The sequence below is a fragment of the Pseudomonas soli genome (assembly GCF_900110655.1).
GTDB lineage: Bacteria > Pseudomonadota > Gammaproteobacteria > Pseudomonadales > Pseudomonadaceae > Aquipseudomonas > Aquipseudomonas soli.
Genome location: NZ_FOEQ01000002.1, coordinates 613,456 through 638,656, shown reverse-complemented (window position 1 = coordinate 638,656; position 25,201 = coordinate 613,456). Strand labels below are relative to the sequence as shown.

Below are 25,201 nucleotides of genomic sequence, written 5' to 3'. Positions count from 1 at the left end.
TTTGCACAGTGCATTTTGCACGGTCATAGCCTGGCTCTCTGTCGCCGATAGAATCTGAACCTTGGACCTGTCGTTGCTGCCTGATGGACACTTGGGCCCATTGCCAGATGCCAGGAGGTTCTCGATGTTCGATCACCAGCCCGCCACCATGACCACAGAAGAAGCCGCAGCCTTCGCCGAGGAGGTTTTCGAGCGCGCCCGCCGCGGCGACGCGACAATGCTCGGCCGCCTGCTCGATAACGGCCTGCCCGCCAACCTGCGCAACCACAAGGGCGACACCTTGCTGATGCTGGCCAGCTACCACGGTCACCATGACGCCGTGCAGGTGCTGCTGGCCCATGGTGCCGACCCGCTGATCGCCAATGACAACGGCCAGTTGCCCATAGCCGGCGCCGCCTTCAAGGGTGATCTCGCGATGATCCGCCTGCTGCTGGAACACGGCGTGCCGGTGGATGCCGCCGCCGCTGACGGTCGTAGCGCATTGATGCTGGCGGCAATGTTCAACCGCCTGGAGATCATCGACTATCTGTTGGCCCAGGGTGCCGACCCCGCGCACCGCGATGCCGCCGGCGCCACTGCGCTGATGGCGGCCCGCACCATGGGGGCGATGGATAGCGCGGCACGTCTCGAAGCATTGGCCGGCTAACTCCCTGGGGGCTTTTGCGGCTATCCTTGGCGCCTTTCACGCCAACCCGCAGGCCCCCCATGAAAGACCAGTTGCTCGAATTCATCAGTCTCATCGGCGCCGGCTGCATGCGCGATGAAGATATCGAGCGCATCGCCGCCGAGGCCGCCGAGGCCTACGCCGACCCCGCCGCCTTCCTCGCCGCCAATCCGGACATCAACTACGACGACACCTTTCCCTTCCCGCTGGGTGAATGGGTGGTGGTCGGCAGCCTGCCCGATACCGTGCTGTTCCAGGCCGACAACTACCAGGACCTGTTCCAGCAGATCAGCGACTCGTTCGACAAGAGCGTGCCCTTCACCCTCAAGCCCAAGCAGCTGGCGCGCACCGAGGCGCTCACCGCGCTCAACCGCATCCAGGTGCAGATGGGTGCGCTGAACAAGGAAGCCGGTGGCTACGTGCTGCTGAACTTCAGCCAATTACTCGACGATGAGCTGCAGATGATCATGGTCGGGCAGCACGACCTGGCCCGTGTGCTGGAGCTGGGCGAGGCCGTTGGTATCAAGGTGGAGCCGGCGCTGGAAGCGCTGAAGGTGGCAGTGCATATCTGAGCCGTAGCCGCCGCGCAGCCCCTGGGAGCGGGCTCCGCGACCGGCCTGTCAACCCAGCGCGGTATCGAGGAACATCATCACCGCGAAACCGCCCATCAACCCCAGTGTTGCCGCGGTCTGGTGCCCATTGCGGTGGGTTTCCGGGATCACCTCGTGGGACACCACGAAGATCATTGCCCCGGCTGCCAGGCCCATGCTGATCGGGTAGGCCAGGGCGAAGCCGGTGGAGATGCCCAGGCCGATCACCGCGCCCAGCGGTTCCATCAGCCCGGAGCCAATCGCCACCAGCGCAGCCTTGAAGTTCGACAGCCCCGTGGCGCGCAGTGCCAGGGCCACGGCCAGGCCTTCGGGGATGTCCTGGATGGCGATGGCGCTGGTCAGCGGCAGGCCGATGGCCATGTCGCCGTTGGCGAAACTCACACCGATGGCCATGCCCTCGGGCAGGTTGTGCAGGGTGATTGCCAACACGAACAGCCAAACCCGGCTCACCCGCTCGGCCTGCGGGCCGCAGGGGCCGGTGCTTTCATGCTCATGTGGGGTGAAGCGGTCCAGGCCCAGCATCAGCAGCACCCCAAGGCCCATGCCCAGCACCACGGTGAAGGCCGCCGCCGGGCCGTTGCCGGTGATCTCGCGGGCAGCATCCAGCCCCGGCAGGATCAGCGAGAACGAACTGGCGGCGAGCATCATGCCAGCGGCAAAACCGAGCATGACGTCCTGCGTGCGCGCGCTGACGTCGCGCAGGATCACCGCCAGCACCGCGCCCAGGGCGGTGGCGCCGAAGCCGGACAGGCCGCCGAGCAGTGCCAGGTGCAGGTGGTCGGCATGATCGCCGTTGACCGCGTTCCAGATGCTCGCCAGCAGCAATGCGCCGATGGCCAGCAGGCTCAGCACCAGGCCGGCGCTGAGCCAGGGAGCCTGCACGGCCTGGTGCCGCCAGGCGCTGAGGATGGAGTCAGAGCTGGCGCTTTGAGTGTGGGCAGGGGGCATGCGAACCTCGAGAGCAGTGGATATCAGCAGTCTATCCACTGACCGGCATTCCCGACCAAGGATTCCCTTCTATCGGGGCCATAGCCAGCTATGCTCTGCAGCACACACACCGTGCGGGAGCAGCATCATGGGTTCCACCTTCAACAGCCTGGTTGGCTTGATCATCCTGGCCCTGGACATCTGGGCCATTCTCAATGTGCTCAAGAGCGGCGCCGAGGTGGGGATCAAGGTGCTCTGGATCCTGCTGATCCTGCTGCTGCCGGTGCTGGGGCTGATCATCTGGGCGATCGCCGGGCCACGGGGCAATGTGCGGATCTGAGGCCTCACCTCGCAACTGTGTAACTTTGTAAGGACAGGCTGCTCTCGACAAAATTTTCACACTCGATTTTTGAAAATCCGCGCCGCACAATGCGGCCTTGGTCTCACCTTGCCCACAAGGGCCAGACCACCAGGCTATTGGCGCTTTCGCCTTCCCGCAAACCGCAATCCTAGGACCTCTCCATTCATGGCTAACACGGACGCCTTGAAGCAACAGGGTGTGCGAGGCTCGTTCTCGCCGACCCTGAAATCCCACCTGGCCTACACGTTGCTCAGTGGCCTGGTGATCATGCTGATGCTCAGCCTGGTGCGCCTGGCGCTGCTGGTCTACAACAGCGACATGATCGGCGACACGCCATACTCGACCGTTGCCGAGGGCTTCTTCAACGGCCTGCGCTTCGACCTGCGCGTGGTGGTGTACATCAGCATCCCGTTGCTGCTGGCGCTGCTCAGCCCCTGGCTGATGGCCCGCCGTGGCCTGTTCCGCTTCTGGCTGACCATTGCATCTAGCGTGGTGATGTTCCTCGGCCTGATGGAGATGGACTTCTACCGCGAGTTCCACCAGCGCCTGAACGGCCTGGTGTTCCAGTACATCAAGGAAGACCCCAAGACCGTCATGAGCATGCTCTGGTACGGCTTCCCGGTGGTCCGCTACCTGTTGGCCTGGCTGGTCGGCACCTGGCTGCTGAGCCTGCTGTTCAAGGGCATCGATCGCTTGACCCGCCGCAACGGCAGTGCCCAGGCTTTGGGCAGCGCCAAGCTGGCGCCCTGGTACGGGCGCCTGGCGGTGTTCATGGTGGTCCTGCTGGTGGCCGTGGTCGCCGCCCGTGGCACCCTGCGCCAGGGACCGCCGATGCGCTGGGGTGATGCCTTCACCACCGACTCCAACTTCGTCAACCAGTTGGGCCTGAACGGCACCCTGACCCTGATCGATGCCGCAAAGAGCCGCTTTGGCGAAGACCGCGGCAATATCTGGAAGCCCGTGCTGGACCAGCCGCTGGCCACACAGACCGTGCGCGAGCAGCTGCTGACCGCCAACGACACCCTGGTCGATGCCGACGAGGCCGCGATCCGCCGTGACTTCGTGCCGCCTGCGGCGAACACGCTGGGGGTCAAGAACGTCGTGGTGATCCTCATGGAAAGCTTCGCCGGTCACTCGGTCGGCGCGCTGGGCAGCCCGAACAACATCACCCCGTACTTCGACAAGCTGGCCAAGGAGGGTTTGCTGTTCGACCGCTTCTTCTCCAACGGCACCCATACCCACCAGGGCATGTTCGCCACCATGGCCTGCTTCCCCAACCTGCCGGGCTTCGAATACCTGATGCAGACCCCGGAAGGCGGCCACAAGCTGTCCGGCCTGCCAGCGCTGCTCAGCGCCCGCGACTATGACGACGTCTACGTCTACAACGGTGACTTCGCCTGGGACAACCAGTCCGGTTTCTTCGGCAACCAGGGCATGACCACCTTCATTGGCCGCAACGACTTCGTCAATCCGGTGTTCTCCGACCCGACCTGGGGCGTGTCCGACCAGGACATGTTCGACCGTGGCAACGAAGAGCTGGCCAAGCATGACGGCAAGAAGCCGATCTACGCGCTGCTGCAGACCCTCTCCAACCACACCCCGTATGCCTTGCCCAAGGACCTGCCGGTGGAGAAGGTCACCGGGCAGGGCCGCCTGGACGAGCACCTGACCGCCATGCGCTACTCCGACTGGGCGCTGGGCCAGTTCTTCGAGAAGGCACGCAAGGAGCCGTATTTCAAGGACACGCTGTTCGTCATCGTCGGCGACCACGGCTTTGGCAACCACCAGCAGGTCACCGAGTTGGACCTTGGCCGCTTCAACGTGCCGCTGCTGCTGATCGCCCCAGGTATCCAGGAGAAGTTTGGCGCTGTCAACCATACCGTGGGTACCCAGGTCGACATCGTGCCGACCATCATGGGCCGTCTCGGTGGCCAGGCCCGCCACCAGTGCTGGGGCCGCGATCTGCTCAACCTGCCTGAGGGCGACCAGGGCGTGGGCATGATCAAGCCGTCTGGCAGCGAGCAGATCGTTGGCCTGGTGCAGGGCGACCGCATCCTCATCGAGTCCAAGGACATGACCCCGCGGATGTATCGCTACCAGTTGGGCCGGGAGTTCAAGGCCGAGCTGATCGAAAGCCCCGACCAGCCGGAGATGCTCCAGAAGCTCGAGGCCTACATCCAGACGGCTACCAAGAGCCTGCTGGACAACACCGCCGGCGTCGTCCACGGCACGCCGAAGTAGTAGCGCCTAGTGGCCTCAGGAAGCCCGCCGTTGACCGGCGGGCTTTTTTCATGTGGTTGTCATGCACGCGGCTGAACATTTGCCGCTGTGTCATGGTCAAGCTAGTACGCAGTTCCATTCACTGTTGTGCCAGCGAGGGCTGATCGATGAAAGCATGGGAAGTCAGCTTTGCCGACCAGAAGGGCGAGCCGCAGACACTGCTGCTCAATGCCGAGCAATGCCCCAGCGAGGAGGACGCCGCACGCGCCATCCGTTCGCGTTTGTTCCCGCTAATGGATGAACTTGACCTCAATGACTTCCAGGATCGCAGCTTTTCCCCGACGGCACGCTGGCTCAAGGAGCAGAGCGGCGTGACCATCACCACCATTCGCCAGCTACCCTGAGCCGCTATGCTCTGGCGCAGTGCCTGCACAGGCACTACGCTGGAGACAGGCGCCGGCCAAATCTGCGGGTCCGCGTCGATTCCACTCGCGTCTTGCATCAGCTCGAATTGCCAGGCATGGCACGCTTGCCAGGCAGGTGCTTTGTGCACTGAAAGTCTATCCATTGCTTTGCAGGAGGACGTTTCATGAGCAGCCAATACGACGACATCAGCAGCAGTGTCCTGCGCCAGATGAAAGCTGGCGGTTTCGATTTCACCCGTATTCATCCCATCGAGTTTTATGCCGTGTTTCCCGACGAGGCCGCCGCACGCCGGGCGGCCGTGCAGTTCCGTGGCGAGTCGCTCAGCGCCCAGGTGAGCGAGCGCGACGACGGTGCCTGGCATCTGGAACTGAGCAAGGTGATGTACGCCACCCATGGCGGCATCGGCGCTTTCGAGCAGGCCTTCGAACGGCTCGTGTCGCCCCATGGCGGCGAGGTCGAGGGTTGGGGCGTCAAGCAGGAACGGCCGATTGCCTAGGTAACGCGGCCCCGTGCGTTCTACCGTGGTTTGCGCCCGGCCATATGCTTCAGGTATGCCAGCAATGCATCGAGTTCCTGGTCGCTCAGCACCTGGGTGGAGAACCCAGGCATCTTGGCCTGCGGCCAGTGCCTCAGGCTCTGCGGATCGCGAATGTATTGGCGCAGGAATGCCGGCTGAAAGTATTCGGTAGGGTTGTGCGGCAGGTTCAGGTCAGGGCCCAGGTGCGCATCGCCAGCGCCATTGAGGCGGTGGCAGGCCAGGCAATTCTGCTGGAACAGGACAAAGCCCTGGCGCACTGGATCCGCGTCAGGCAGCGCTGGGTCTGGCAACAGGGCGGGGAAGCGCACCTCGACCGCTGCCAGGCTGCGAATGCTGGCGATCTGGAACGGCCATTGTTCCGGGCGGATGCCGCTCGCCTGGGGCTGGGTCCATACCAGATAGAACGGCCCGGCTCCCGCCTTGCCCTGGCCGAGTGGCGGCCAAGGCCGGGCGTTGTCCTCGATGGCCAGCCAGGCTTGTGCCGGGCCTGGCTGCAACAGCGGGCCGGCGGGCATTTCTGCAGCGAAACCGTCGAGGGCCACCGCCTGCAGGTGGTCGCTCGGTTTCACACCCTCGAGCAGTGCTGCCAGCGGTACGGCGCGGTAATGCATGGTGCGCTTGTAGGCAACGTCCTGTTCAATAGTGACGTCCCGCGCCAGGGGATGGGTGAGCAGTTGCTCGCTCTGCCAGTGCCGGCTGCCGTCACCCAGATCGAGGGTCAGTTGCGCGGCCAGCGCTGGCAGGGGAATCAGCAAGCAGAGCAGGGTAAGGCACAGGCGCATGGGCAATCTCCAACCTTCAAGGTCGGCAGGTTACCCACGCACGCTTGGAAAAGGCCAGTGCTGGGTCAACCGAACAACCGGGTAAGGTTGGGCAGGATCAGCAGCAGGGTCGTGGCGAAGAGTATGAGCCCGGCTTGGCGTACTTTGGATTGTCTGAACATGGCGGACCGCCTTCTTGTTGTTATTCCTGAATAACCCTTGGCTTCCTTGTCTGGCTTCGGGTCGATCGCAGTGGCGTGATCGAACGTCTTCACTGCTTGCCGCGTGTTTCTGGATATACAACCAACACTAGGGCCCGCGTCATCCCTGTTTCAGAACCCTTTGCTCTAAAAAAAATCATTTCGCTTCCTCATGGCTTTAAGGCCACTGGCCACCCCGCTGGCACGCTGACGCTAGACGAGTGCGCGGCAAGGGTTACCAAGGGTTACAGGGCCTACCGTTCGTCTGGACATCCTACTTGCTTGTACGCCCCTTTCGCGTCAGTCTTTACAGCAAATCCCACCCACATGTCGTTCAGGACTACCGCTATGTCGTTACGCATCTGCATCCTTGAAACCGATGTCCTGCGGCCGGAGTTGATCGCGCAGTACCAGGGCTACGGAAGGATGTTCGAGCAGCTGTTTTCACGCCAGCCGATCGCCGCCGAGTTTGATGTGTACAACGTGATGAATGGCGATTATCCGCCGGCCGAGCGAACCTTCGATGCCTACCTGGTGACCGGCAGCAAGGCCGACTCGTTCGGCGACGATCCGTGGATCCAGACGCTCAAGGCCTACCTGCTCAAGTTGTATGAGCGGGGCGAGAAGCTGCTGGGGGTGTGTTTCGGTCACCAATTGTTGGCGTTGACTCTCGGCGGCAAGGCCGAGCGCGCCGACAAGGGCTGGGGCGTGGGCATCCACCGCTACAGCTTGGCGGCCCATGCGCCGTGGATGGACCCGCAGGTATCCGAGCTGACCTTGCTGATCAGTCACCAGGACCAGGTCACCAAGCTGCCCGAAGGGGCCACGGTGATCGCCTCGAGCGATTTCTGCCCCAACGCCGCCTACCATATCCGTGACCAGGTGCTGTGCTTCCAGGGTCACCCGGAGTTCGTCCACGACTATTCCCGGGCGCTGCTCGACGCGCGCCAGGCCTCGTTGGGCGACGAAGTCTATGCCAAGGCGGTGGCCAGCCTTGCCACCGAGCACCAGGGGGATCTGGTGGGCGAGTGGATGCTGCGCTTCGTCCAGCAGCCCGGTAGTCGCGTGATCTGAGATCCATGTTGACTGGGGTCGCGTGGGAGATGGCACCGGCTTCGCCGGTAATCGCGGGCCAAGTCGCAGCGGCGAACCGCCGCTCCCACGCTCTTGGCGTTACAACCAGCCCGACCGCTTGAAACTGAAGTACAGCCCCGAACACCCAAGGCCGATCACCCCCAGCACGGTAAAGTAGCCGTAGTGCCAGCCCAGCTCAGGCATGTTCTGGAAATTCATCCCGTAGATCCCGGCAATTGCCGTGGGAAACGCCAGGATCGCCGCCCAGGCCGCGAACTTGCGCTGGGTGATGCTTTGCCGTGATGACTCCAGCAGCATGCCGATCTCGATGGTCTGGCTGGCGATGTCGCGGATGCCGGCCAAATCTTCCATCTGCCGAGTCACGTGGATCTGCACGTCGCGAAAATACGGGCGCATGTTCTTGTCGATGAACGGGAAGCTCAAGCGCTGCAGCTCTTCGCTGACTTCCACCATCGGAGCCACGTAGCGGCGCAGGCGCAGGATGTCGCGGCGCAGGCTGTGCAGGCGCTGAATGTCTTCTTCCTTGAGTGAATTGCTGAGCACGCTGTGCTCCAGCTCTTCGATTTCACCGTGAATGGCCTCGCTGACCGGCTGGTAGTTCTCGGTGACGAAGTCCAGCAGAGCGTAGAGCACGAAGTCTTCGCCGTGCTCGAGCAGCAACGGCCGCGCCTCGCAGCGTTGGCGCACCAGGGCGTAGGACTTCGAGTGGCCGTTGCGGCAGGTGATGATGTAGCCATTGCCGGCGAAAATGTGGGTCTCGATGAACTCAAGCTTCCCTTCGTGGCGCACTGGGGAGTAAGTGACGATGAACAGCGCGTCGCCGAAGGTTTCCAGCTTTGGCCGGCTGTGTTTCTCCAGGGCATCCTCAATGGCCAGTTCGTGCAGGCCAAACTGGCGCTGCAGGTTGGCCAATTCCTCGGCATTGGGCTCTTCCAGGCCTATCCACACGAAGTGTCCTGGCTTGCTGGCCCATACGGCGCCTTCGTCGAGGCTGATATTGGTGACCTTCCTGCCGGCGCTGTACACCGCTGCCGCGACGACTCGACCCATGGTTGTCCGCTTATTCGATTGAACACGCGATACAGCTTGGGCCGTGTCGCGGCACGGAGCAAGTCCGGCGAGAGGTGGCGGGTCAGGGCGCGATAAGCTCGCTTTCCATATGGTCGATGCAATGCTGCATCTGGATTCGGCATTGCTCGATCAGCGTTGGCAGGTCCTGTTGGGTCAGGCCAGCAGTGGCGATCGGGGCCAGCGAGCGAATTATCACCGTGCGCTGGCGCCAGCTGTTCAGGCTCAGGCGCCTGGTGTAGCGGCTGACGCATACCGGCACGATCGGCACGCCGGCCTCGATCGCCATGTGGAAAGCGCCTTTCTTGAACGCTAGCAACTGTTCGCCGGGGTTGCGCGTGCCCTCGGGGAAGATCCAGATCGAAGTATCGTCGCGCAGGGTTCGGGTGGTGGTCTGCATGGCCTTGCGTGCCTGATAGGCGTTCTTGCGGTCGATCAGCACATTGCCGCCCAGCCAGAACAACTGCCCGAACAGCGGGATCCAGCCCAGGCTCTTCTTGCCGATGGCCACGGTACGCCGGGGCACCACCTGGCCGAGGATGAACAGGTCATAGTTGGACTGGTGGTTGGCGATGATCACGCAACCGGGGGGCTGGTCCCACAGCGGGCCGACCTCGGCCTTGACCTTGATCCGCAGCAACCAGGCGGCCGGCACGCTGTACAGGCGGGCGAACAGGCGGCTGTTGTCGGGGTTGAACGGGCGCAGCAGGCCAATCACCAGGCCGACGACACCCACGAGCAGAAAGTGCAGCGCCAACAGGAGCATGCGGAGCATATAAAGCATGGTACGACTCACACCGGACAGTCGCGGCGCAGTGTACGGGTGTGCACTGGTGGGGGCAAACGTTGCTGAGCGCTGGAGATCATGCGGGAGCGGGCTTTCCCGGCGATGGCCTCACCCTGGGTGATCGCATCGCCGGGCAATCCCGCTCCCACGAAGTCCTGTGAGGAAAATCCCTGGACGGACTCAGCCCAGGTGGTTCTGGTCCGCCAGGATCGCCTCGTCCAGCGCCTCCAGCAGGGCCTTGCGCACCTTCAGCTTGGTGTTCTTGTGCGCCAGCATGTTCAGCTTCTTCATTTCGCGCGCGGCGGCCAGGGCGGTCTCGTGCAGCTGCTCGGCGGGCACCACCTTGTCGAGGAAGCCGGCTTCCCGGGCACCCTGCGGGTCGAACACCTCGGCATTGTTCACCGAGCGCTGGAATGCCGCACGGCCCAGGCGATCACGGGCCAGCTCGATACCGGCGTGGTGCATGGTCATGCCGATCTGCACTTCGTTCAGGCAGATCTTGTAAGGGCCTTCGACACCGATGCGGTAGTCGCCCGACAGCAGCAGGAAGGCGCCCTTGGCCACGGCATTGCCGGGGCAGGCGACGATCACCGGGAAGGGGTGCGACAGCAGGCGCCGGGCCAGGGTGGAGCCGGCGGTTACCAGGCCAACGGCCTCCTTGGGGCCGGCGGTCATCACTTTGAGGTCGTAGCCGCCGGAGAGGATGCCCGGCTGGCCGGTGATGATCACCACCGCGCGTTCCTCGACGGCGCGATCGAGCGCGGCGTTGAAGGCCTTGATGACATCCGGGGAGATGGCGTTAACCTTACCGTTGTTCAGGGTCAGGGTGGCGATGCCGTCTTCGGCGTGGTAGGTAATCAGCTCGCTCATGGCAGAGTCCTTTGGATGGCGTGGCGACGACGTTACCCAGCGGCGCCGGCCAGGTAAAGTGCCAAGACTGACTGATCAGTCAGTGTCGCGCCGCTGTGCCTTGCGCCCTCTGGGCAGCGCTTGGCGGGCAGGAAAAAGCGCTGGGCACATTGGCAGCATTGCCCTGATCGGCCGGAGTTTTCGGCCAATTGCCTTAAGCACATGAAAATTCTGAAAAAAATGCTTGCCAAGTAAAAGCTCTTCTACTAAATTAGCGCGCCTCGACAGGCTGAATAGCTTGAAGAGAAAACGGTGAAGTGTCCGAGTGGTCGAAGGAGCACGCCTGGAAAGTGTGTATACGAGAAATCGTATCAAGGGTTCAAATCCCTTCTTCACCGCCACATTCTACGAGAAGCCCCCGAATCGAAAGGTTCGGGGGCTTTTTGTTTGTCGGTTTGTTTTTACCTGTGCGATCGCATCGCCGGCAAGCCGGCTCCCACAAGGTAATGCGATCTCCTGTGGGAGCCGGCTTGCCGGCGATGGGCTGCGAAGCAGCCCCTTTAGAAACTTACTGAGGCCGACAGTCGTGCCGTGCGCGGCGCGCCCTGGAACAGGTAGTTGTCGCCCAGGTAGTCGCCCACGTCGCGCCAGTAGCGCTTGTCCAAGACGTTGTCCACGGTCAGGCGCAGCACGGTGTCGTAGCCGCCGATGTTCGTGCGATAGCGGCTGCCGATGTCGAATACGGTGTAGCCGCCGACTTCGACATTGCCTGCTGAGCTTGCGTACTTGCTGGCGCTGTAGCGTGCACCGCCGAGCAGGGCCAGGCCGGGGACGGGCAGGGCGTAGTCGGCCTGCAGCGCGGCGCGCAGGCGCGGCACGTTGATTGCCTGGTGGCCTTCGTAGGCGGCGGTGTCGCTGTTTTGCACCCGGGCGCGGATCACTGCGGCGCTGGCCTGGATCTGCAGGTTGGAGGTTGCCCAGCCGCTGGCGCCGAGTTCCAGGCCGGTGTTTTTCTGCTGGCCCGACTGCACGTAGGTCGGCGCCGGAGTTCCGTCGGGGCGGGCATACTGGTACGCCTGGCGGATCTGGAACAGGGCCGCGCTGAAACTCATGCCCTGCCAGTCACGCTTGATGCCGACTTCGAGCTGGCGCGACAGGGTCGGGGCGAGGATTTCGAACGCGTTGCTGGCATACCAGGGGGCGGTGCCACCCGAGGACAAGCCTTTCGCATAGCTGGCGTACAAGGTGGTGTCCGGCTGCGGCTTGTAGATCAAAGCTGCGTTGGGCAGCAGTTGGTACTGTCGGGTGTGGCGCCCGGCGACGCCATTCTGGTCCCAGGTCTTTTCATCCAGGCGCACTTCCCGGGCACCGATCACGGTCTGCCAATTGTCGTTGAAGGTGATGCGGTCGCTGAAGAACAGGCCGTACTGGCGGCTGTCCAGGCGGCGTTCACTACTGCCAATGGGCTTGTCCGACGGCTCCACCGCTGGCGCACCGGTATGGATGTTGCCCGTGCCTCGCCACTCGTTGTAGCCCGGTCGCTGGTCGAGCGTGCGGCGTTGCGCACTGGTGCCGACGGTCAGCTCATGGCTCACGCCCAAGGCATCGAAGCGCCCGTCGAGCATGGCCTGGGCTTCGTCGATGCGGCGGGTATCGTCAGGGCTGCGGAAATCGTAGATGTCGTAGTCGCCATTGCTGCCGAAGTAGGACCCTTCGCTCGAACCCCAGGCGAATGCGCTGTAGTCATCAATTACTACCTTGCTGCGCGAGGCGCTGAGGGTACCGTTCCAGTTGTCGTTGAACTGGTATTTGAAGCGCCCGCCCAGGTTCAGCGAGTCGTTCTGCACGGGCTTGGCCCAGGACTGCCAGGCCAGGTGATCCTTGGGGTCGACGCCATGGGGCAGCTGGTTGCCGCCAAGCAGTTGATAGCCGGGTACCGAATACTGCTCGCGGTGCTGGTACTCGGCATCCAGCTCCAGGACGGCATTCGGGTTGATCTGCCAGTCAAGCGCCACGGAGGCGAAGTCGCGCTTGCCGTCGGCATGATCGACATAGGAGCGAATGTCCTCGTGGGCGAGGTTGGCCCGCAGGCCCAGCTGGCGCTCGGCGCCGAACCAGCCGCCCAGGTCGGTGGCCAGGTAGCGCTCGCCCTGTTCGTTGCTCGACACGCTCATGCTGCGCACATCCTCCGGGCGCTTGGTCACGTAGTTGACCAGCCCGCCGGGCTCTGACACGCCGCTCTGCAACCCGGACAGTCCCTTGAGCAGCTCCACCTGCTGCTTGTTCTCCAGCGCCACGTTCTGCTCGCCGGCGATGGTCTGGCCGTTGACCCGGTAGCTGCTGGCGGCGTTGAGCTCGAAGCCGCGCACGTTGAAGTTCTCGTAATAGCCGATCGGCGCATAGCTTTCGCCCACCGAGGCATCGCTCTGCAGCACCTCGCTTAGCTTGCGCACCTGGCGGTCGTCCAGCAGCTGGCGGCTGAACACGCTGACCGCTGCCGGGGTGTCGAGCAGCGACGCGCTGTGCAGGCCGCCGACCTGGGCTTCGCGTGCCTGGTAGCCGCTGTCCTGAACATCCGAAATGCGCACGGGGGCCAGGGCCACACTGTCGTCGGCAAGGCCATGGCCACTGTGCAGGGCAAGGCCCAGGCCGAGCAGGCCCAAGGGCAGGCGGGGGCGAAGCGGGGTCATGCAAGGCTCCTTGAAAAGCAGACGCGCCGTTATCGCTCGGCAGCTGTCGGGCAGGCAAAAGGGCGCCATGGTAGCAGGCTGCCGAGGCTTTCAGGGATGCAGACGTGGGATCCGGCGCGCCTGTGCTCCCACCGATACCGCACAAGGCTTAGGCATGCGCGTTTCCTGCGGGAGCCGGCTTGCCGGCGATGACGCCAGTACAGTCAATACGAACGAAGCGGGGCGCGATTCAGGCCGCCGCCGGGCGCTGGTAACGGCGCCAGTTGTCGTCGATCTTCGACCAGGTCTTGCCGTCGGTGATGGCCAGCAGCTTGCGGCCATCCTTGAAGGTGGCAAGGAAGGTGACTTCCTCTTCCTTGCCGCCCAGCAGCAGGCCGGCGAGCAGGCCGACCGGGCCGGCCACCAGGGCGCCGGCCACTCCCCAGCCCAGGGCGGTGCCCAAGCTGCGGGTCGATTCGAGGTTGGCCAGTTTCAGATCCGTAATCCGCGCCAGCGAAATGCGCTCGCCGGGCGAAGGGCTGCGCGGGGTCTTGAGTGTGAGCGCTCCATTGCGATACTCGCCTTCACCTTGCAAGAAATCGCCGGATTGCACCGTGAGCCTTGTCATTGTGTCGTCCTGTCAGGAAGGGGTCTTCGACCAACGCCTACTGAGCGCTCCACACGCTGGCAAGTCAACGCCGAGGCGACGGAGGGTCGTGCGGCAGGTTGTCGCGTAGTAAAGCGCCTAAACGAAGCGTTGAGGGCAAACAACAGGCACTCGTCGCATTTTCGAAAGTAAACTTCGAATCGTTGTCTATAAAGTCCTGGAGACATGATTGGAACTAATGCTTGTCGCTGCCGACATTGATCCATCGCAGTTTGCGCAAATTAGGACGACACAGTTGAGTTTTCGAAAACGAAAAAATGGCGTCAAAAAACGCTGGACATCAAGTTTCATTGTGTGTCAGTTTTTTTGCGCCTCATAAAGGCGAGTGACAGGAAGTTCTCGCCAGGTGGGAAATCCTGTCTGACATCAACTGCTTTTTTGTAAACAAGGAAGTAACCTGCATGTCGAAAGTCAAAGAAAACGCTATTGTTTCGGCCGTTTCCGCACTGCAGCCGAAGGGACCTAGTTCGTCCTTTGGCCTGATCGATAGCTTTGCCCACCAGTACGATCGCGGCGGCGCGAACATCAATGGCAAAAAGTCCTTCACGGTCGACCAGGCCGCCGACCACCTCCTGCGTGATGGCGCAGCCTGGAAGGACCTGAACAAGGACGGCACGATCAGCCTTACTTATACCTTCCTGACCAAGGCACCGTCTGACTTCTACAGCCGCGGACTGGGCTCGTTCAGCCAGTTCAGCGACCTGCAGAAACAACAGGCCAAGCTCTCCATGCAGTCCTGGGCGGACGTGGCCAAGGTCACCTTCACCGAGGCAGGCTCGGGCGGTGACGGCCACATGACCTTCGGCAACTTCAGCGCCAGCAACGGCGGCGCGGCGTTCGCCTACCTGCCGTTCGACGGCCCGGGTTCGCACAAGGGCGAGTCCTGGTACCTGATCAACAGCGGCTATCAGGTCAACATCACCCCGGGCACCGGCAACTATGGTCGCCAGACCCTGACCCACGAGATCGGCCACGTGCTCGGCCTGTCCCACCCCGGCGACTACAACGCCGGCGAAGGCAACCCGACCTACCGTGACGCCGACTACGCCCAGGACACTCGTGGCTACAGCGTCATGAGCTACTGGAGCGAAAGCAACAACGGGCAGAACTTCATCAAGGGCGGCGGGCAGTACTACGCCTCGGCCCCGCTGATGGACGACATCCTGGCGATCCAGAAGCTCTACGGCGCCAACTACGCCACCCGTGCCGGCGACACCACCTACGGCTTCAACTCCACCGCTGATCGCGACTTCTACTCGGCCACCTCGGCCTCGTCGAAACTGGTGTTCTCGGTGTGGGACGGTGGCGGCAACGACACCTTCGACTTCTCGGGCTTCACCCAGAACCAGAAGATCAACCTCAACGAAGCGTCGTTCTCCGATGTCGGCGGCATGGTTGGCAACGTGTCCATCGCCAAGGGCGTGACCATCGAGAACGCCATCGGCGGCTCGGGCAACGACCTGCTGATCGGCAATGCGCTGGCCAACGTGCTCAAGGGTGGTGCCGGCAACGACATCATCTACGGCGGCGGCGGCGCCGACCAGCTGTGGGGCGGCAGCGGCTCGGACACCTTCGTGTTCGCGGCTGTCAGCGACTCCACCAAGGCGGCGCCGGACCGCATCATGGACTTCACCTCGGGCGTGGACAAGATCGACCTGTCGGCCATCTCCGCGTTCGCCGTGAACAAGCTGCCGCTGCAGTTCGTCAATGCCTTCACCGGCCATGCCGGCGAGGCGCTGCTGACCTACGACCAGGCCACCAACCTGGGCAGCCTGTCCATCGACTTCACCGGAAACGCGTCGGCTGATTTCCTGGTGACCACCGTTGGCCAGGCCGCTGTCACCGACATCGTGGTCTGATGTAACAGGGGGCGGCGCTCGCGCGTCGCCCTTTTGTCGGCGAGGCAGACGAATGAAAGCAAGCTTGCGAACGATCGCGCTGGCCGCGATTACCCTGATGTCGATGACCGAGGTAGGTATGGCGAGCAGCCTGTTACTCCCCAACGCCGCGCAAATGGCCGGTGATTGGACGCTTTACCCCGAACAGCAGCAGGTGCAAGCCTGCAACCTGCACCTGGGCGCCAACGAAGGCGAAATCGAAGGCGACCTGGATTGCGCCAGGGACCTGCTGGGCCTGCGCCCCGGCAGCTGGCTGGTGACTCCTGACACCTTGGCCCTGGTGGGCGGCGACGGCAGCAGCGTGGTGCACTTCAGCCGCGAGGGGGCCAAGCGTTACGCCTGGACCCGGCCGGACGGTACCCAACTGGTGCTCCAGCACCTGGACAAATAACCCGGCCTGAAACTTAAAAGTTTCAGGCAAGCAAGGGCGAAACATGAAACTACCGAGCAAAAAGCCCGGGGCGCCTTTGTGGGCGGCACTCGGCGAACATAAGTCGACGTTGATCAGCGTTGGCTGTTTCACGGCATTGATCAACTTGCTCATGCTGGTGCCGTCGATATATATGCTTCAAGTGTACGACCGTGTACTGAGTTCACAGAGCACGACAACTTTGTGGGTGCTGACATTGATGGTTGTCGGCTTCTTCGTTTATATCGGCGGGCTCGAGGCCGTACGCAGTTTCATTGTCATTCGGGTCGGCAACCAGTTGGAAAAGACGTTCAACCTGAAGGTCTATCGCGCCGCCTTCGAACGCAATCTGCGCCAGCGCGACGGCGCCGCCGGCCAGGCCCTGGGCGACCTGACCCAGCTGCGCCAGTTCATCACTGGCCCCGCGCTGTTCGCCTTCTTCGATGCCCCCTGGTTCCCCATCTACCTGGCGGTGATCTTCGCCTTCAACGTCTGGCTGGGCGTCATGGCCACGGTCGGCGCGCTGCTGCTGATCGCCCTGGCGATCCTCAACGAGCGCCTTACCCATGCCACCCTGGCCGAGGCCAGTGGCTTCCAGCAGCAGTCGACGCAACTGGCCGGCAGCCAGTTGCAGAGCGCCGAGAGCATCCAGGCCATGGGTATGCTTGGCGCGCTGCGCCAGCGCTGGTTCAGCCTGCATGGACGTTTCCTCGACCTGCAGAACAAGGCCAGCGACACCTCGGCGGTGATCACCGCCACCAGCAAGGGCCTGCGCCTGTGCCTGCAATCGCTGGTGCTGGGGTTGGGCGCGCTGCTGGTGATCGAAGGGCAGATGACCCCGGGCATGATGATCGCCGGCTCCATCCTCATGGGCCGGGTGCTGGCGCCGATCGACCAGTTGATTGCGGTGTGGAAACAGTGGAGCGGCGCGCAGCTGGCCTACCAGCGCCTGGACGGGCTGCTGCGCGAACACCCCGAGACGCCGACGCCGATGCCCCTGCCGGTGCCTACCGGGCAACTGGCGGTGGAGCAGGTCAGCGCTGGCCCGCCCGGGCGCAACCTGGCCACCCTGCAGCAGGTGCACTTCGCCCTGGCGCCGGGTGAACTGCTCGGCGTGCTGGGGGCTTCGGGTTCGGGCAAGTCGACCCTGGCCAAGGTGCTGGTCGGCGTCTGGCCGACCCTCGGCGGCCATGTGCGCCTTGATGGCGCCGAGCTCAGCCAATGGGACCGCGACGCGTTGGGCCCGCACATTGGCTATCTGCCGCAGAACATCGAATTGCTGCGCGGCAGCATCGCCGAGAACATCGCCCGCTTTGGCGAACTGGACGGCATCAAGGTGGTCGAGGCGGCGCGCCTGGCGGGCGTGCATGACCTGATCCTGCGCCTGCCCCAGGGCTATGACACGCGCCTGGGCGAGGAGGGGGTGGATCTCTCCGGCGGTCAGAAGCAGCGCATCGCCCTGGCCCGCGCCCTGTACGGCGATGCCCGGCTGATCGTGCTCGACGAACCCAACTCCAACCTCGACAGCCACGGCGAAGCCGCCCTGGCCAACGCCATCGTCCAGCTCAAGGCTCAGGGTCGCACCGTGGTGCTGGTGACCCACCGCAGCGCGGCGCTGGCCCAGGCCGACAAGCTGCTGGTGATGAACGAAGGGCGCATGCAGGGCTTCGGCCCGGCCCGCGACATCCTCCACGCCATGGGCCAGGCCCCGGCGCAACGACCCCTGCAAGCCGGAGGTGGCGCATGAGCCAGCAAACCCGTGATGCACGTTTCCATGTTCGTCTGGGGTGGTGGCTGACCCTGGTCGGTTTCGGCGGCTTCATGGCCTGGGCCAGCTTCGCCCCGCTCGACCAGGGCGTGCCGGTGCAAGGTACCGTGGTGGTGTCGGGCAAGCGCAAGGCGGTGCAGTCCATGGGCGCGGGCGTGGTCAGCCGCATCCTGGTCAGCGAAGGCCAGCTGGTGCGCCAGGGCGAGCCGCTGTTCCGCCTCGACCGCACCCAGGTGCAGGCCGACGTCGATGCGCTGCAGGCCCAGTACCGCATGACCCGCGCCGCCCTGGCACGCTGGCAGAGCGAGCGTGACAACCTAGGCCAGGTGCAGTTTCCCGCGGAGCTGCTCGAAGACGCCGACGCCCGCCTGGCGCTGATCCTCGAAGGCCAGCGCCAGCTGTTCGACAGCCGCCGCCAGGCCCAGGCCCGCGAGCAGGGCGCCCTGGCCGCCAGCATCGACGGCTCCCAGGCCCAGCTGACCGGCATGCGCCGGGCGCGCGGCGACCTGCAGGCCCAGGCCGACTCGTTGCGCGAGCAGCTCGACAGCCTGCGCCCGCTGGCCGGCGAGGGCTATATCCCGCGTAACCGCGTGCTGGAATACCAGCGCCAACTGTCGCAGGTGCAGCGCGACCTGGCGCAGAACGCCGGCGAAAGCGCGCGCCTGGAGCAGGTGATCGTCGAAGCCCGGCTCAACTTGCAGCAGCGCCGCGAGGAATATCAGAAAGAGGTGCGCAGCCAGCTGGCCGAAGCCCAGGTCAAGGCCGCGACTCTGGAGCAGCAGCTCAACTCCGCGCACTTCGAGCTACAGCACAGCGAGATCATCGCACCGGCCGACGGCATCGCGGTGAACCTTGGCGTGCACACCGAAGGCGCCGTGGTGCGGGCCGGCGATACCCTGCTGGAGATCGTGCCCCAGGGCACCGCGCTGGAAGTGGAAGGGCGCCTGCCGGTGAACCTGGTGGACAAGGTGGCACCGCAGTTGCCGGTGGACATCCTGTTTACCGCCTTCAACCAGAACCGCACGCCACGGGTTACCGGGGAAGTGGCGCTGGTGTCGGCCGACCAACTGATCGACGAGCGCAGCGGCCAGCCGTACTACGTGCTGCGCAGCACGGTCAGCGAAGAAGCGCTGGCGCGTCTGCAGGGGCTGGCCATACGCCCGGGCATGCCCGCCGAGCTGTTCGTGCGCACCGGCGAGCGCTCGCTGCTCAACTACCTGTTCAAACCCCTGCTCGACCGTGCAGGCACCGCCTTGACCGAACAATAAGGACTGCCAGTGAAGAAGTTCCCACTGATCGGGCTGCTGCTGGCCTGCGCCTGGCTGCCGACCGCCGCCCAGGCCGCCATGGGGCCGTTCCAGGTATACGAGCAGGCCCTGCGCCGCGACCCGACCTACCTCGCGGCATTCAAGGCCCGCGAAGCCGGCCAGGAATACCGCGCCATCGGCCGCGCCGGCCTGCTGCCCAGCCTGTCGTACAGCTACAACAAGGGCCGCAACGATTCCGAGGTGCGCTACCTCGGCGATTCGCGCCGGCAAAAGGAGGACCGCACCTACAACAGCATGGGCTCGACCTTCATCCTCCAGCAGCCGCTGTTCGACTATGAAGCCTATTCGAGCTATCGCAAGGGCGTGGCCCAGGCGCTGTTCGCCGATGAGAGCTTCCGTGACCAGAGCCAGCAACTGCTGGTGCGGGTGATGACCAGCTACACCCAGGCGCTGTTCGCCCAGGACCAGATCGCCATCAGCGTCGCCAGCAAGCAGGCCTACCGCCAGCAGTTCCAGCAGAACCAGCGTCTGTTCGACGCCGGCGAGGGCACGCGCACCGATATTCTCGAGGCTCAGGCCCGCTACGAGCTGGCCGATGCCGAGGAGATCAAGGCGCGCAACGAACAGGATGCCGCGCTGCGCGAACTGGGCGCGCTGATCGGCGAGCCGGCGGTGCGGGTCGAGGACCTGGCGCCGCTGCGCCTGGGCTTCGCCCTGCCGGTGGTCGACCCCAGCGGCTACGAGGCCTGGCAGGAGCGGGCCCTGGCCAACAACCCGCAACTGGCTTCATCGCGCCAGGCCCTGGAAGTGGCGCGCTACGAGGTCGAGCGCAATCGTGCCGGGCACCTGCCCAAGGTCACCGCGTTCGCTACTTCGCGGCGCCAGGAGTCGGACAGCGGCAACACCTACAACCAGCGCTACGACACCAATACCGTGGGCATCGAAGTCAGCGTGCCGATCTTCGCCGGGGGCGGGGTGCTGGCTTCGACCCGCCAGGCCAGCCGGCACCTGGAGCAGGCCGAGTATGAGCTCGACGGCAACACGCGCAGCGCCTTGATCGAACTGCGCAAGCAGTACAACGCCTGCCAGTCCGGCGCCAGCCAGCTGCGTGCCTACCAGCGGGCGCTGGTGGCGGCCGAGGCGCTGGTGGTGTCCACGCGCAAGAGCGTGCAAGGCGGCGAGCGGGTCAACCTGGACGTGCTCAACGCCGAACAGCAGTTGGCCACCACCCGCCGCGACCTGGCCCAGGCGCGCTACGACTACCTGCTGGCGTGGATCAAGTTGCATTACCAGGCCGGGGTGTTGAGCGAGACCCAGCTGGCGCGGGTGGACGAAGCGTTCATTGAGGGCAAATCCGGTTGATGCTCTGATCGCCTACCAGCGTGGGAGAGGCGGTTCGCCGCTCCCACGCTGGTAGGCGAGTGACTGAAAAGCATTCAGGCTGACACCGCTGCCTTTCTCCGCTTGCCCTCAGCCAGCCCCCACACCAGCAGCGCCAGGGCACCGATCACCAGCCCGGCCACCACGATCCCATCCCAGCCATGCACCTCGAACAGTTGCGTGCCCAGCAGCGACCCCAGCGCTCCGCCGATGAAGTAGCAGGTGATATACCCGGCATTGAGCCGCGTACGCGCCTCGGGGCGCAGCACGATCACCGCGTTCTGGTTGCTCACGTGGACCAGTTGCACCGCCAGGTCGAGCAACAGCACGCCCACCAGCAACGCCACCAGCGAGCTCTGCGCGAACCCCAGCGGCACCCACGACAACAATAGCGCCACCAGCCCCACGGTGGTGCCCAGCGAGCCTTTGCCGCGGTCGGCCAAGCGCCCGGCCCAGTTCGCCGCCAGTGCGCCAACCGCTCCGGCCATGCCGAACAGGCCGATCACCGCGTCTGAGTAATGGTAGGGCGCCTCGCTCAACAGGAACGCCAGCGGAGTCCAGAACAGCGCGAACAGGCTGAACGCCAGCAAACCCAGCAGCGAGCGCAGGCGCAGCACCGGTTCCTCGACGAACAGGCGGAATACCGAGCCGATCAGCGCCGGGTATTTCAAGCCGGCGTGGCTGTGGTGTTGCGGCAGGCTGCGGTACAGGGCGAGGGCACTGACGGCCATCAGCACCGCGGCCAGCACGTAGATGCTGCGCCAGCCGCCCAGCTCGGCCATGAAGCCTGCGGCGGTGCGCGCCAGCAGGATGCCCAGCAACAGGCCGCTCATCAGCGTGCCCACGGCGCGGCCGCGTTGATCCGGAGCACTGAGCGCGGCGGCCATGGGTACCAGCACCTGGGCCACCACCGAGAACAGTCCGGTCAGCGCCGTGCCGAACAACAGCCACGGCAGGCTTGGCGCGCAGGCGCTGATCACCAGCCCGGCGGTGGCGATCAGCACCATGGTGACGATCAGCCGCCGCTGCTCGAACAGATCGCCCAGTGGCGCGAGCAACAGCAGCCCGGCGCCGTAGCTGAGCTGGGCGGCGATGACGATGGTGCCGGCGCTGGCGGTGCTCAGGCCGAACTGCTCGGCGATGCTGTGCAGCAGGGGCTGGGCGTAGTAGTTGCTGGCCACGGCCAGGCCGGTGGCGGTGGCCATCAGCAGGATCAGGGCGCGACTCAGGGTCGGGGAATTCATGGGCAGTCTCGTTGCAGGCAAGGTTGTGTGGCGACAAGTATCAGGAAGTGTCCTTCATGACGCTAATGTATAGTTATCAACTTATCCATCTCTAAAACAGATAGATCCATGAACCTGAAGCAGCTCGAATACGCCTTGGCCGTGGCTGACACCGGCAGTTTCACCCGCGCCGCCGAACGCTGCCACGTGGTGCAATCGGCCCTCAGCCATCAGGTGGCACGGCTGGAGGCACAGTTGGGGGTAAGCCTGTTCGAGCGCAGTTCGCGGCGGGTGCGCCTGACCCCGGCCGGCGAGGCCTTCGTGCTCAGTGCCCGGCCGGCAGTGGCGGCGGCGCGGCGGGTGGCCGAGGATGTTGCCGCCGCCTGCGGGCAGGTGCGTGGACGTTTGTCGATCGGCGAGATCAGCTCGCTCACCGCGCTGGACCTGGTCGATCTGCTGGCAGTGTTTCATGAGCGCTACCCTGATGTGGACGTGCGCTGGTTGACCGCCAAGAGCGAGTTGCTGGTGACGGACGTCTGCGAGCGGCGTCTTGACGTGGGCTTCATCGGCCTGTGGCAGGGCGAGGCGCTGCACGGCGTGCAGCATCGCCTGCTGGCGCGGGAGGAACTGGTGGCGGTACTGCCGCCTGGCCATCGGTTGGCGGGAAGGGTTCAGCTGGCCCTGGCCGAGCTGGCCGACGAGGTGCTGGTGGACTTTCCCGAGGGCACCGGGGCGCGTCGACAGACCGACGAGGCGTTCCAGGCGGCAGGGTTGCGGCATCGGGTGCAGTTCGAGATCGGTCATATCCGCCTGGTGGAAAAGTTCGTGCAGCGGAGCATGGCCGTGGGCCTGGTCCCCGAGCGGATCGCTCGGGGTTTCACGCAGGTCGCGATGGTGCCCCTGGTAGATGCGCCGGTGCGGCATCTGTACGCGGTGTGGTCGCCCAGCCCCACGCCGGCGGCGCGGGCGTTTCTGGACGTACTTGAAGAAAAACTGCTGGCGGCCGATGGATAACCCTTGACCGCCGACTCCTACAGGTGCGGCGCGGATCTTGAACGCGGCGCTGTACCTGTGGGAGCCGGCTTGCCGGCGATGAGGCCCGCGCAGGCAATTACAAATCAGGCCGCGAAACCACCATCGGCCAGCAGGCTCGCGCCGGTGATGTAGCCGGCCTCAGGCCCCGCCAGGTAGGCGACGAAGCTGGCGATCTCGTCTGCCTGGCCATAGCGCCCGATGGCCATCAGCGGGATCAGGCTCTCGGCGAACTCGCCACTGGCCGGATTCATGTCGGTGTCCACCGGCCCTGGCTGCACATTGTTGATGGTGATCCCCTGCGGCCCGAGGTCACGGGCCAGGCCCTTGGTCAGGCCGACCAGCGCCGACTTGCTCATGGCATAGGGCGCGCCGCCGGCGAACGGCATGCGCTCGGCGTTGGTGCTGCCGATGTTGATGACCCGTCCGCCCTGGCCCATGTACTTCACTGCCGCCTGGGTGGCCACGAACACGCTGCGCACATTGACCGCCAGCAGTCGGTCGAAGTCGGCCAGGTCGAACTCGGCGACCGGCGCCACCGCCAGCACACCGGCGTTGTTGACCAGGATGTCCAGGCCGCCGAAGGCCTTCGCGGTATCGGCCACGGCTTGCTGCACGGCCTGGGTGTCGGCGCTGTCGGCACGCAGGGCCAGGGCCTGGCCGCCGCCGCTGTTGATCTCGCCTGCCAGGGCCTCGGCGCTGGCGCTCGAGCTGACATAGGTGAAGGCGACCTTGGCGCCTTCGCGGGCCAGGCGGCGGACGATGGCCGCGCCGATACCACGGGAACCGCCCTGGACCAGGGCCACCTTGCCGGTGAGAGGAAGTGCTTGGGACATGCTGATCTCCTGCGTTCAAGCAAGGCCGGATGCCTTGGATAGACACAGTATCGAACGTGGATTGCATGCTGATAAGATGGTAATCGCGATATACAGAGTAAACCTTTGGTTGTTAATCATGAGTATGGAATCGTTCAGTAGCCTGGAATGCTTCGTGCGCAGTGCCGAGGTCGGCAGTTTCGCCGAGGCGGCCCGGCGTTTGTCATTGACCCCGGCGGCGGTGGGCAAGAACGTCGCCCAACTGGAGGCGCGCCTGGGGGTGCGGTTGTTCCAGCGCAGCACGCGCAAGCTCACATTGACCGAGGCCGGGCAGCGCTTCCTGGGCGAGGTCGGCGACAGCCTGCGTACCATCCAATATGCCATGGCCAACCTGGCCAGCGCCGAGGGGCAACCGGCGGGGCTGCTGCGGGTGAGCATGGGCACGGTGTTCGGGCGCTTGTACGTTGTGCCGCTGTTGGGCGAGTTCCTGCGCCGTTACCCGGCGATCTCGCCGGACTGGCATTTCGACAACCGCCAGGTCGACCTGATCGGCCAGGGTTTCGATGCTGCTCTCGGCGGTGGGTTCGACCTTCCGCCCGGGGTGGTGGCACGCAAGCTGACGCCCGCGCATCGAGTGCTGGTGGCCTCGCCGGGCTATGTGCGGCAGCACGGGCCGATCGATCGGCCGGAACAGTTACAGGCTTGCACCGGCATCCTCATCCGCTCGCCGCAGACCGGCAGGGTGCGCAGCTGGCCGCTGACCAGCCGCTGGCAGGAGCAACAACCCTTGCGGCTGCCGCAACACATGACCATGAGCGATTCGGATGCTGCCTGCGCGGTGGCCGAGCAGGGCCTGGGCATCGCCCTGGTCAGCCTGCCGTTCGCCTTGCCTTACCTGACCTCAGGCCGCCTGTGCAGGGTGTTGCCGGATTGGTACGTCGACGATGGGCATATCAGCCTGTACTACGCCGAGCGCAAGCTGTTGCCGGGCAAGACCCGCGCCTTCATTGATTTCGTGGTGCAGGAGTTTGCCGAGCAGGGGCTGGCACAGCGTTTCGACGCCTTGCAGCGATAACGCCCGATCAGACAATATCGATGATGAACTGCACCTGCACCACCCCTGCCAGCACCAGGCGTACTTCGTCATCCACGCGCTTGCCAAGCAGTTGCTGGCCTAGCGGTGCGCGAGGTGTGATTACCGTCACCAGCGCCTCTCCCTCGCCAATCTTCAAGCCGGCGCCCTCGGGGCCGAGGAACAGCCTGCGGCGTAGGCCCTGTTCATCCTCCAGGGTCACCAGGCAGCCGACCTGGATCCCCCGCGCCGGGTCATAGTCGCGCGGTACCAGTTGCTGGTAGGTCTGCAGCGCCTGGCGGATCTCAGCGGTGCGCCGAGCCTGTCCGGTGGCCAGGTACGAAGCCTCGAGCCCCAAGGTGTCGTACTTGTTCTCGGCGATATTCTCTTCGGCGGTGGCGGCCTCGTAGGCGGTCTGGGCGGCGCGGCGCAGCACCTCCATGTCGTGCTCGAGGGTGGTGACGATGCGCTGCAGCAGGGTGGCCTTGTCCAT

The 25,201-nt window shown here is 64.5% G+C and carries 24 protein-coding genes and 1 tRNA gene; 15 read left to right on the top strand and 10 right to left on the bottom strand.

All coding sequences use genetic code 11. The features are described from left to right. Positions 1–124: 124 nt before the first annotated feature. Positions 125–646 (top strand): ankyrin repeat domain-containing protein, encoded by a 522-nt coding sequence (locus tag BMY03_RS07535; RefSeq protein ID WP_023632147.1) that lies wholly within the window; start codon positions 125–127, stop codon positions 644–646. A 59-nt stretch (positions 647–705) separates the two neighbouring features. Then, the gene (locus tag BMY03_RS07530) at positions 706–1,236 is read left to right on the top strand and encodes a hypothetical protein (RefSeq protein ID WP_094010681.1); all 531 of its coding nucleotides are present in this window, start codon (positions 706–708) and stop codon (positions 1,234–1,236) included. A gap of 48 nt (positions 1,237–1,284) precedes the next feature. Here BMY03_RS07530 and BMY03_RS07525 read toward each other — a convergent pair whose 3' ends face one another. Further along, complete coding sequence (locus BMY03_RS07525; RefSeq protein WP_094010680.1) at positions 1,285–2,223, bottom strand: ZIP family metal transporter; 939 nt, start codon at positions 2,221–2,223, stop codon at positions 1,285–1,287. A gap of 127 nt (positions 2,224–2,350) precedes the next feature. On the opposite strand from BMY03_RS07525, the gene BMY03_RS07520 reads away from it, so the two are divergent. The 4 genes from BMY03_RS07520 (at position 2,351) to BMY03_RS07505 (ending at position 5,705) form a co-directional block, all read left to right on the top strand. Continuing rightward, a complete protein-coding gene (locus BMY03_RS07520) occupies positions 2,351–2,542 on the top strand; it encodes a PLDc N-terminal domain-containing protein (RefSeq protein WP_023629733.1) in 192 nt (63 codons plus the stop codon). 186 nt (positions 2,543–2,728) lie between these two features. Next, the gene (locus tag BMY03_RS07515) at positions 2,729–4,804 is read left to right on the top strand and encodes an LTA synthase family protein (RefSeq protein ID WP_094010679.1); all 2,076 of its coding nucleotides are present in this window, start codon (positions 2,729–2,731) and stop codon (positions 4,802–4,804) included. A 146-nt stretch (positions 4,805–4,950) separates the two neighbouring features. Beyond that, a complete protein-coding gene (locus tag BMY03_RS07510) occupies positions 4,951–5,187 on the top strand; it encodes a hypothetical protein (protein WP_023629732.1) in 237 nt (78 codons plus the stop codon). Between the two features lie 185 nt (positions 5,188–5,372). Further along, the gene (locus tag BMY03_RS07505; protein WP_038705647.1) at positions 5,373–5,705 is read left to right on the top strand and encodes a ribonuclease E inhibitor RraB; all 333 of its coding nucleotides are present in this window, start codon (positions 5,373–5,375) and stop codon (positions 5,703–5,705) included. Between the two features lie 20 nt (positions 5,706–5,725). On the opposite strand, the gene BMY03_RS07500 is transcribed toward BMY03_RS07505, so the two are convergent. Further along, the gene (locus BMY03_RS07500) at positions 5,726–6,529 is read right to left on the bottom strand and encodes a c-type cytochrome (protein WP_094010678.1); all 804 of its coding nucleotides are present in this window, start codon (positions 6,527–6,529) and stop codon (positions 5,726–5,728) included. A 527-nt stretch (positions 6,530–7,056) separates the two neighbouring features. Between BMY03_RS07500 and BMY03_RS07495 the strand changes: the two genes are divergently transcribed. After that, positions 7,057–7,782: an amidotransferase gene (locus BMY03_RS07495; RefSeq protein WP_094010677.1), complete on the top strand. Its 726-nt coding sequence runs from the start codon at positions 7,057–7,059 to the stop codon at positions 7,780–7,782. A 99-nt stretch (positions 7,783–7,881) separates the two neighbouring features. Here the strand turns inward: BMY03_RS07495 and BMY03_RS07490 are convergent, their stop codons facing one another. The 3 genes from BMY03_RS07490 to BMY03_RS07480 form a co-directional block, all read right to left on the bottom strand. Next, entirely contained in the window at positions 7,882–8,853 is a 972-nt protein-coding gene (locus tag BMY03_RS07490; protein ID WP_023629727.1) for a magnesium and cobalt transport protein CorA, read from the bottom strand. Positions 8,854–8,935: 82 nt separating this feature from the next. Continuing rightward, a complete protein-coding gene (locus BMY03_RS07485; RefSeq protein WP_038705648.1) occupies positions 8,936–9,655 on the bottom strand; it encodes a lysophospholipid acyltransferase family protein in 720 nt (239 codons plus the stop codon). 183 nt (positions 9,656–9,838) lie between these two features. Next, positions 9,839–10,528 carry a crotonase/enoyl-CoA hydratase family protein gene (locus BMY03_RS07480; RefSeq protein ID WP_038705649.1) on the bottom strand — a complete coding sequence of 230 codons (690 nt, stop codon included), beginning with the start codon at positions 10,526–10,528 and terminating at the stop codon, positions 9,839–9,841. A gap of 290 nt (positions 10,529–10,818) precedes the next feature. Here BMY03_RS07480 and BMY03_RS07475 point away from each other — a divergent pair. Then, positions 10,819–10,908 (top strand) — tRNA-Ser (locus tag BMY03_RS07475). 159 nt (positions 10,909–11,067) lie between these two features. On the opposite strand, the gene BMY03_RS07470 is transcribed toward BMY03_RS07475, so the two are convergent. Next, entirely contained in the window at positions 11,068–13,197 is a 2,130-nt protein-coding gene (locus tag BMY03_RS07470) for a TonB-dependent siderophore receptor (RefSeq protein WP_094010676.1), read from the bottom strand. A gap of 229 nt (positions 13,198–13,426) precedes the next feature. Continuing rightward, positions 13,427–13,804, bottom strand: coding sequence for a hypothetical protein (locus tag BMY03_RS07465; protein WP_038705650.1), 378 nt, complete (start codon positions 13,802–13,804; stop codon positions 13,427–13,429). A gap of 440 nt (positions 13,805–14,244) precedes the next feature. On the opposite strand from BMY03_RS07465, the gene BMY03_RS07460 reads away from it, so the two are divergent. Genes BMY03_RS07460 through BMY03_RS07440 form a run of 5 tightly spaced genes read left to right on the top strand, consistent with a single transcriptional unit; the run spans position 14,245 to position 20,548 of the window. After that, positions 14,245–15,702 (top strand): serralysin family metalloprotease, encoded by a 1,458-nt coding sequence (locus tag BMY03_RS07460; RefSeq protein ID WP_023630981.1) that lies wholly within the window; start codon positions 14,245–14,247, stop codon positions 15,700–15,702. A 52-nt stretch (positions 15,703–15,754) separates the two neighbouring features. After that, positions 15,755–16,132: an AprI/Inh family metalloprotease inhibitor gene (locus BMY03_RS07455; protein ID WP_094010675.1), complete on the top strand. Its 378-nt coding sequence runs from the start codon at positions 15,755–15,757 to the stop codon at positions 16,130–16,132. A gap of 43 nt (positions 16,133–16,175) precedes the next feature. Beyond that, positions 16,176–17,897: a type I secretion system permease/ATPase gene (locus BMY03_RS07450; RefSeq protein ID WP_038705652.1), complete on the top strand. Its 1,722-nt coding sequence runs from the start codon at positions 16,176–16,178 to the stop codon at positions 17,895–17,897. Next, positions 17,894–19,186, top strand: coding sequence for an HlyD family type I secretion periplasmic adaptor subunit (locus BMY03_RS07445; RefSeq protein WP_094010674.1), 1,293 nt, complete (start codon positions 17,894–17,896; stop codon positions 19,184–19,186). Before BMY03_RS07450 ends, BMY03_RS07445 begins: the two co-directional genes overlap by 4 nt. Before the next feature lie 9 nt (positions 19,187–19,195). Beyond that, positions 19,196–20,548, top strand: coding sequence for a TolC family outer membrane protein (locus BMY03_RS07440; protein WP_038705654.1), 1,353 nt, complete (start codon positions 19,196–19,198; stop codon positions 20,546–20,548). Positions 20,549–20,622: 74 nt separating this feature from the next. On the opposite strand, the gene BMY03_RS07435 is transcribed toward BMY03_RS07440, so the two are convergent. Further along, positions 20,623–21,810, bottom strand: a complete 1,188-nt coding sequence (locus tag BMY03_RS07435; protein ID WP_094010673.1) for an MFS transporter — start codon at positions 21,808–21,810, stop codon at positions 20,623–20,625. 108 nt (positions 21,811–21,918) lie between these two features. Here BMY03_RS07435 and BMY03_RS07430 point away from each other — a divergent pair, with 108 nt between their 5' ends. Then, positions 21,919–22,803: a LysR family transcriptional regulator gene (locus tag BMY03_RS07430; RefSeq protein WP_038705656.1), complete on the top strand. Its 885-nt coding sequence runs from the start codon at positions 21,919–21,921 to the stop codon at positions 22,801–22,803. Positions 22,804–22,907: 104 nt separating this feature from the next. Here BMY03_RS07430 and BMY03_RS07425 read toward each other — a convergent pair whose 3' ends face one another. Then, positions 22,908–23,657: a 3-oxoacyl-ACP reductase family protein gene (locus BMY03_RS07425; RefSeq protein WP_094010672.1), complete on the bottom strand. Its 750-nt coding sequence runs from the start codon at positions 23,655–23,657 to the stop codon at positions 22,908–22,910. Positions 23,658–23,775: 118 nt separating this feature from the next. Here BMY03_RS07425 and BMY03_RS07420 point away from each other — a divergent pair, with 118 nt between their 5' ends. After that, positions 23,776–24,711, top strand: coding sequence for a LysR family transcriptional regulator (locus BMY03_RS07420; protein WP_094010671.1), 936 nt, complete (start codon positions 23,776–23,778; stop codon positions 24,709–24,711). Between the two features lie 7 nt (positions 24,712–24,718). Here BMY03_RS07420 and BMY03_RS07415 read toward each other — a convergent pair whose 3' ends face one another. After that, the gene (locus BMY03_RS07415) at positions 24,719–25,201 is read right to left on the bottom strand and encodes a GreA/GreB family elongation factor (RefSeq protein ID WP_094010670.1); all 483 of its coding nucleotides are present in this window, start codon (positions 25,199–25,201) and stop codon (positions 24,719–24,721) included.